The sequence below is a fragment of the Streptomyces sp. NP-1717 genome, from assembly GCF_022695985.1.
In the GTDB taxonomy this organism is placed as follows: domain Bacteria; phylum Actinomycetota; class Actinomycetes; order Streptomycetales; family Streptomycetaceae; genus Streptomyces.
Map to the genome: position 1 here is coordinate 1 of NZ_JAAPBF010000319.1, position 6,244 is coordinate 6,244.

Genomic DNA, 6,244 nt, shown 5'->3' on the forward strand with positions numbered 1-6,244 from the left:
GACGAGCAGCACGGGAAGCGTGCCGAGCAGCGTCCCCGCCATGATCACCGACTGGTCGTGGACATAGCCGCCGCCGAGCTGGCGCAGTGCGACCTGGACCGTCGGTTCCTGCGAGGAGAGCGCGATGATCGGCCAGAAGAAGTCGTTCCACGCGGTCATGAAGGTGAGCATGCCGAGAACCGCCATGCCGGGCCGCGCGATGGGCACCACGATCGACCAGAAGATCCGCGCGGTGGACGCCCCGTCGACCCGTGCCGCCTCGATCAGTTCGTCCGGCAGCGACTGCACGAGGTACTGCCGCATGAAGAACACCCCGAAGGCGGAGACGAGTCCGGGCAGGATGACGGCCTGGAGCTGGTTCACCCACTGGAGTTCGGCGATGAGCATGAACAGCGGGATCACGCCCAGCTGCGGCGGGATCATCATCGTGCCGACGGTCAGGGCCAGCAGCGCGCCCCGGCCCCGGAAGCGCAGCTTGGCGAAGGCGAACCCGGCCAGCGTGCAGCACAGCACCGTACCGACGGTGATGGAGCCCGACACGATCAGCGAGTTGAGCAACGCCTTGCCGATGTCTGCCTCTTCGAGGACCGCCTCGAAGTTGCTGATCAGATTGGGGCCCGGCAGCAGGGTGGGCGGCACCTTCGCCAGATCGGCGTTGGACCGGCTGGCCGCGACGATCGTCCAGTAGAACGGGAACGCCGAGATCAGCAGGGCGACGGTCAGGATCGCGTACGAGAGCATGCCGCCGTGCATCGAACGGGGAGCGCGCCTCCTGCGCCCCTCCGGCTTGGGTGTCCGCTCGGTGCCGGTGGGCGGGGCCGGCGGTGCGGCGAGCGCGGTCATCGGCCGGCCTCCTTGCGTGAACGGCGGCGCACGATCAGGGCGTTGACCCCGACGAGCAGCACGATCAGGACGAACATGACCCAGGCGATCGCCGCCGCCCGGCCCAGATGGAAGAAGCCCCAGCCCTGCTCGTACATGTAGAGACCGAGCGTCTGGTACTGGTGCGAGATACCGCCGGAGATGGACCCCTCGAACAGCAGGGGCTCACCGAACAGCTGGGTCGCGCCGATGGTCGACACGATGGTGGTGAAGACGATCGTGGGGCGCAGGCCGGGCAGCGTCACATGGACGAACTGCCGCCAGCGGGACGCCCCGTCCATCTCCGCCGCCTCGTACAGCTCGCCCGGGATGGACTGCATGCCCGCCAGATAGATCAGCGCGTTGTAGCCGGTCCAGCGCCAGACGACGATGGAGGAGACGGCGATCTGCGAGGCGACCGTGCCCGTCTGCCAGTCGACGGGGCTCACACCGACCAGCCCGAGCACGTAGTTGATCAGCCCGAAGTCCCGGCCGAAGAGCTGGGCGAAGACCAGGGTCGCGGCGGCGACGGAGGTGGCGTACGGCAGCAGGATGGCCGTACGGATGAAAGTCCGGCCCCGCAGCTTGTAGTTGAGGAGGTGGGCGAGGCCGAGCGCCATCGCGAGCTGGGGGACGGTGGACAGGACACCGATGGTGAAGGTGTTGCGCAGCGAGGTCCAGAAGAACTCGTCGGTGAACAGCGCGGTGTAGTTGCCGAATCCGCGCCACTCCATGTCGCCGGGCGTCTGGAGCTCGACCCGGTACAGCGACACGAACGCCGTGTAGATCAGCGGGAAGAGCCCGAAGGCGGCGAAGAGGGTGAAGAACGGCGCGATGTAGGCGTACGGGGAGAACCGCCGCCAGGCGCGGCGCACGGCGGCGGACCCGTCGCTCGCGGGTCCGCCCACCGGCGGCGGCGCGGCCTTCACGGTGTCGGTGAGGGTCACGGTACGGGGCCCTTCGGGGGAGGAGGGGGGGTAGTTGACACGGGTACGACGGGCCTTTCAGCCCGCCGGACGACCTGACGGCGGGCCGGCTCCGTTGGCTTGGCCGGTTGCGGGCGGGGCCGCATTTGAAGCCCGTCCGGCGTTTGAGGACGGCCTGTGCAGTGGGGCGGCCGGGTGGCTTGGCCGGTCGCTGATGGGGCGGCTCTTTCAGCCCGTCCGGCGATTGAGGACGAACCGGCCCACCGGGCGGACCCGGTGCCGCCGACCCGCCCATCGCCCGGCGGGCTACTGCGGGGCAAGGCCCAGAGCCGGGCCCCGCCCCACCCGCACCGTCAGCCGATCGTGTTCTCGACACCCTTCTTCGCGTTCGACCACGCCTTGCCCGGCGCCGTCCCCTTGCGCTCCACCTCGCTCAGCGCGTTCGTGATCTGCTGCGCGACGTTCGCGTCGTGCACCCCGAGCACCTGCACCGGCGCCGCCTTCGCCGCCTCACCGAAGATCTGCCCGATCGGCGCGCCCGAGAAGTACGGGTCCTTCGCGTCCGCGACCTGCTCGATCGCTCCCGTGGACGACGGGAAGTTGCCCTGCTTCTCGAAGAGCTTGGCCTGCTGCTCGGGGGCGGTGAGCCACTTGATCAGCTCGTACGCCTCCTCCTTGTGCTCGGCCGCGCGCGGCACCGAGAGGTACGAACCGCCCCAGTTGCCCGCGCCGCCGGGCAGCTTCGCGATGTCCCACTTGCCCTGGCCGGCATCGCCCGCCTGGCCCTTCACATAGCCGAGCATCCACGCGGGGCACGGGATGGTGGCGAAGGATCCGGCGGCGAACGCCTGGTTCCACTGCGGGGACCACTGGTCGAGCTTGGCGCTCAGACCGGACTCGGCGGCCTCGACCGAGGTGTCCCACGCGGACTTGACCGCCGGGTTGTTCTCGTAGATCAGCTCGCCGGAGGCGTCGTAGTACCGCTCCTTCTCCTGGCCGATCATGATCGAGTAGAGGCTGCCGACGCTGTCGATCCAGGCGCTCTTGGCGGGTGCCTTCTCCATGTACTGCTCGCCCAGCTCGAGATAGCCGTCCCAGGTGGCCCATTTCTGCGCCAGCTCGGTCCGGTCGGTGGGCAGTCCGGCCTTCTTGAACAGGTCGGTGCGGTAACACATCGCCTCGGGACCGACGTCCGTGCCGAGACCGAGGATCTTGCCGTCCTTCGTGGTCGCCGCGGACCACTTGGCCTCGGCGAACTCGTCCTTCAGCTTGTCGGCGCCGTACCGCTTCAGGTCCTCGAACTTGTCGGACTGCTGCTGGGTCACCGAGGCGATCCGTCCCACTTCGACCCCCTGGACGTCGGCGAGTCCGCCGCCGCCCGCGAGCCGGGTCTGGAGCGACTTCCAGTAGTCCGCCTCGTCCTCGGTGTCGCTCTGCTTGATCTTCACACCGGGATTGAGCTTCTCGTACTCCGCGTACAGGCCGGCTTCCTTGTAGCCGAACGCCCCGAAGAGGTCGACGGTCAGGGTGACCTTGCCGCCCGCCTCGTCCGAGGAGTCCGACGAACCTGATCCGCAGGCGGCGAGCAGGGCTCCGGCGAGTACGACCGCGCCGAGGGTCCGTCCGGTGGACCGGGCGCGTGCGGCGGACGTCCTGACGGTCCGGCAGATGGGCATGGGAAGCCTCCCTTGGCTTCGGGGTGAAGCGAGAGCAACACTTTGAGAGCGCTCTCAGAACGTGCGTCAGGAGCGTGCCCCCACCGCTGCCGCTCCGTCAAGACTCGAACGCATAACGGCGCCGTTCGACTGGCAACCGCCTTCTCCGTCAGCTCTATTGACACTTAGGTTTCAGGAGTTTTACGTTCCTTGGCATCTGAGAGCGCTCTCGGACTACCTTTCCCCCCATGACTTCGAGGTGCCGTCGATGCCCACCTCCCGCTCCAGACCGGCTTCGGTGCTGGTTCTGGTCACCGCCATGGCCGCCGTAGGACTGGGTCCTGCCGCCGGTCCCGCTTCGGCCGCGAACATCCCTGTCGGCTCCGGCAGTTACTCCGACTCCCGCCCCGCGGGCACGTCCGGACCGACGAACAACGTCGGTGCCCCGGTCACGCCCAAACTGACCGAGGCGGCCAAGGACAGGCCCGTCCCCACCAACGACTGGTGGACCTCGCTCGCCTACCAGCGGTACGGCGACAACCCGTACTCCACCCCGATGTACGGCCACCCGCTCACCTACCAGGCCACCTCCGGCGGACTGGAGGTCGGCTATCCCACGACCCCCGCCATCGTGGGTGACGGACGGCAGTACGAGTACGCGCACAAGGCCGACCTCACCCTGGGGCTGACCGGCCTCAACTCCCCGGACACCAAGGCCGACGACTGGTCCGACTGGACCGTCACGCCCTACTGGTCCGACGGCACCCGCACGCTGCGGACCACCATCGGTCACGGCATGCCCTACGTGTACGCGAAGGGCTCGGGCGGCGACGCGCGCATCACCACCGCGTCGGCACCGACCGTCTTCTCCGACGACGGCAACGTCCTCGGCATCACCGTCGCCGGACACCACTACGCGCTCTTCGCACCGACGGGCAGCGACTGGTCGGTCTCGGGCTCCACCGTCACGGCCGGACTCGGCGACAAGGACTACTTCTCGCTCGCGCTCCTGCCGTCCGAGGACGCGCTGGCCACGTACGCCAAGTACGCCTACAGCTTCGTCACCGGCTCCACGACGAGTTGGAAGAGCGAGGGCGGCGACATCGAGGCGACGTACACCCTGACCACCGAGCCGCAGGAGGGCACGGAGAAGGGCACGATCCAGGCCCTCTACCGGCACCAGTGGCTCAACACGACGGACCAGCTCACCCCGTACACCTACGTGTCACCGCGCGGCACGATGAAGGTGCGCGAGGCGACGTCCTTCACCACCCGCCAGAAGGCGTCCGGTGTGCTGCCCGCGCTGCCGGAGTCGAACGGGGTCGACTCGGCCGCGCTCAAGGCGCAGTTGGACGAGGTGGTGAACGCAGGCGACCCGTTCTCCGGCGCGACCGACACCTACTGGACGGGCAAGGCGCTCGGCCGGCTCGCCCAACTGGCCCCGATCGCGGACCAGATCGGTGAGACCGCGACCCGCGACAAGATCGTGGACCTGCTCAAGGGCCGTCTGGAGGAGTGGTTCACGGCGGGCGGCGCCAGTGAGTTCAGCTACGACGACGACTGGAAGACCCTGACCGGGTACCCGGCGTCGTACGGCAGCGACACCGAACTCAACGACCACCACTTCCACTACAGCTACTACGTGTACGCGGCGGCGATCGTCGCCCAGTACGACCAGGCGTGGGCCGCCGAGTCCGCCTGGGGCGGCATGGTCGAGACGCTGGTGCGCGACGCCGCCAACCCGAGCCGTACGGACAGCGACTTCCCGTTCCTGCGCGGCTTCGACGTGTACGCGGGCCACAGCTGGGCCTCCGGGCACCAGGGCTTCGCGGCCGGCAACAACCAGGAGTCGTCGTCGGAGTCCATCAACCTCAGCGCGGGACTCGTCCTGTGGGGGTCGGCGACCGGCAACGACGAACTGCGTGACCTGGGTTCGTATCTGCTGGCCACCGAGTCGGAGGCGATCGGGCAGTACTGGTTCGACGCCGACCAGGAGGTCTTCCCCGAGGACTTCCAGCGCGGCACGGTCGGCATGGTCTGGGGCAGCGGCGGCGCGTACTCCACCTGGTGGACCGCCAACCCGGAGGAGATCCACGGCATCAACGTCCTCCCCGTGACCGGCGGTTCGCTGCACCTGGGCCGGGAGAAGGAGGCCATCGGCCGCAACATCGCCGAGATGGAGCGGGAGAACGGCGGACCGGCCGTCGAATGGCGCGACATCCTCTGGGAGTTCGAGGCGATCGCCGACCCGGCGGGCGCGAAGGCCAAGTGGGACGCGGGCCAGGCGGCGCTGTCGCCGGAGGCGGGCGAGTCCAAGGCCCATGTCCACCACTGGATCGGCACCCTCGACGCGGTCGGCGCCCCCGACCCGGCGGTGACCGGGTCGATCCCGACCTCGGCCGTCTTCACGAAGGGCGGGGTGAGCACGTACGCGGCGCACAACTTCGCCTCGACGGAGCAGACCGTGACGTTCTCGGACGGCACGACGCTCACGGTGCCGGCGCGGTCGTCCGCGAGCACCACGGGCTGAGCGCTTCTGCCCGTGATCGCCGGCCGGGCCAGGAAACGGGCCCGGCCGGCGATCACGGGCTTGCCCCACCCCCCACACGCGGCGGGTTCTCGGTCTAGGGCCTGTCTTTCGGATCTTGCCGGGCTCGCGGTCCCTGGCACGCACGTTCGCCGCGTTGACAGCGGAGGAGGGAGGCACGGCTCCCGCCATGCCTCCCTCCTCCGCCTTGCGATCGCACGCACCAGACCCCGCTCCCTGATCCGGCCTGACCCAAAAGACAGGCCCTAGGCCGA

At 69.1% G+C, this 6,244-nt stretch carries 4 protein-coding genes; 1 reads left to right on the plus strand and 3 read right to left on the minus strand.

Annotated elements, in window-relative coordinates; translation table 11 throughout:
• From GXP76_RS33235 to GXP76_RS33245, 3 genes are all read right to left on the minus strand, one after another.
• Positions 1–843, minus strand: an 843-nt coding sequence (locus tag GXP76_RS33235) for a carbohydrate ABC transporter permease (protein ID WP_242575340.1), incomplete at its 3' end; no start/stop codon positions are given.
• Entirely contained in the window at positions 840–1,808 is a 969-nt protein-coding gene (locus GXP76_RS33240; protein WP_374363528.1) for a carbohydrate ABC transporter permease, read from the minus strand. The genes GXP76_RS33240 and GXP76_RS33235, both read right to left, overlap by 4 nt.
• 332 nt (positions 1,809–2,140) lie before the next feature.
• Positions 2,141–3,463 (minus strand): extracellular solute-binding protein, encoded by a 1,323-nt coding sequence (locus GXP76_RS33245; protein ID WP_242575341.1) that lies wholly within the window; start codon positions 3,461–3,463, stop codon positions 2,141–2,143.
• Between the two features lie 247 nt (positions 3,464–3,710).
• Here GXP76_RS33245 and GXP76_RS33250 point away from each other — a divergent pair, with 247 nt between their 5' ends.
• Positions 3,711–5,972: a glycosyl hydrolase gene (locus tag GXP76_RS33250; protein ID WP_242575342.1), complete on the plus strand. Its 2,262-nt coding sequence runs from the start codon at positions 3,711–3,713 to the stop codon at positions 5,970–5,972.
• Positions 5,973–6,244 lie beyond the last annotated feature (272 nt).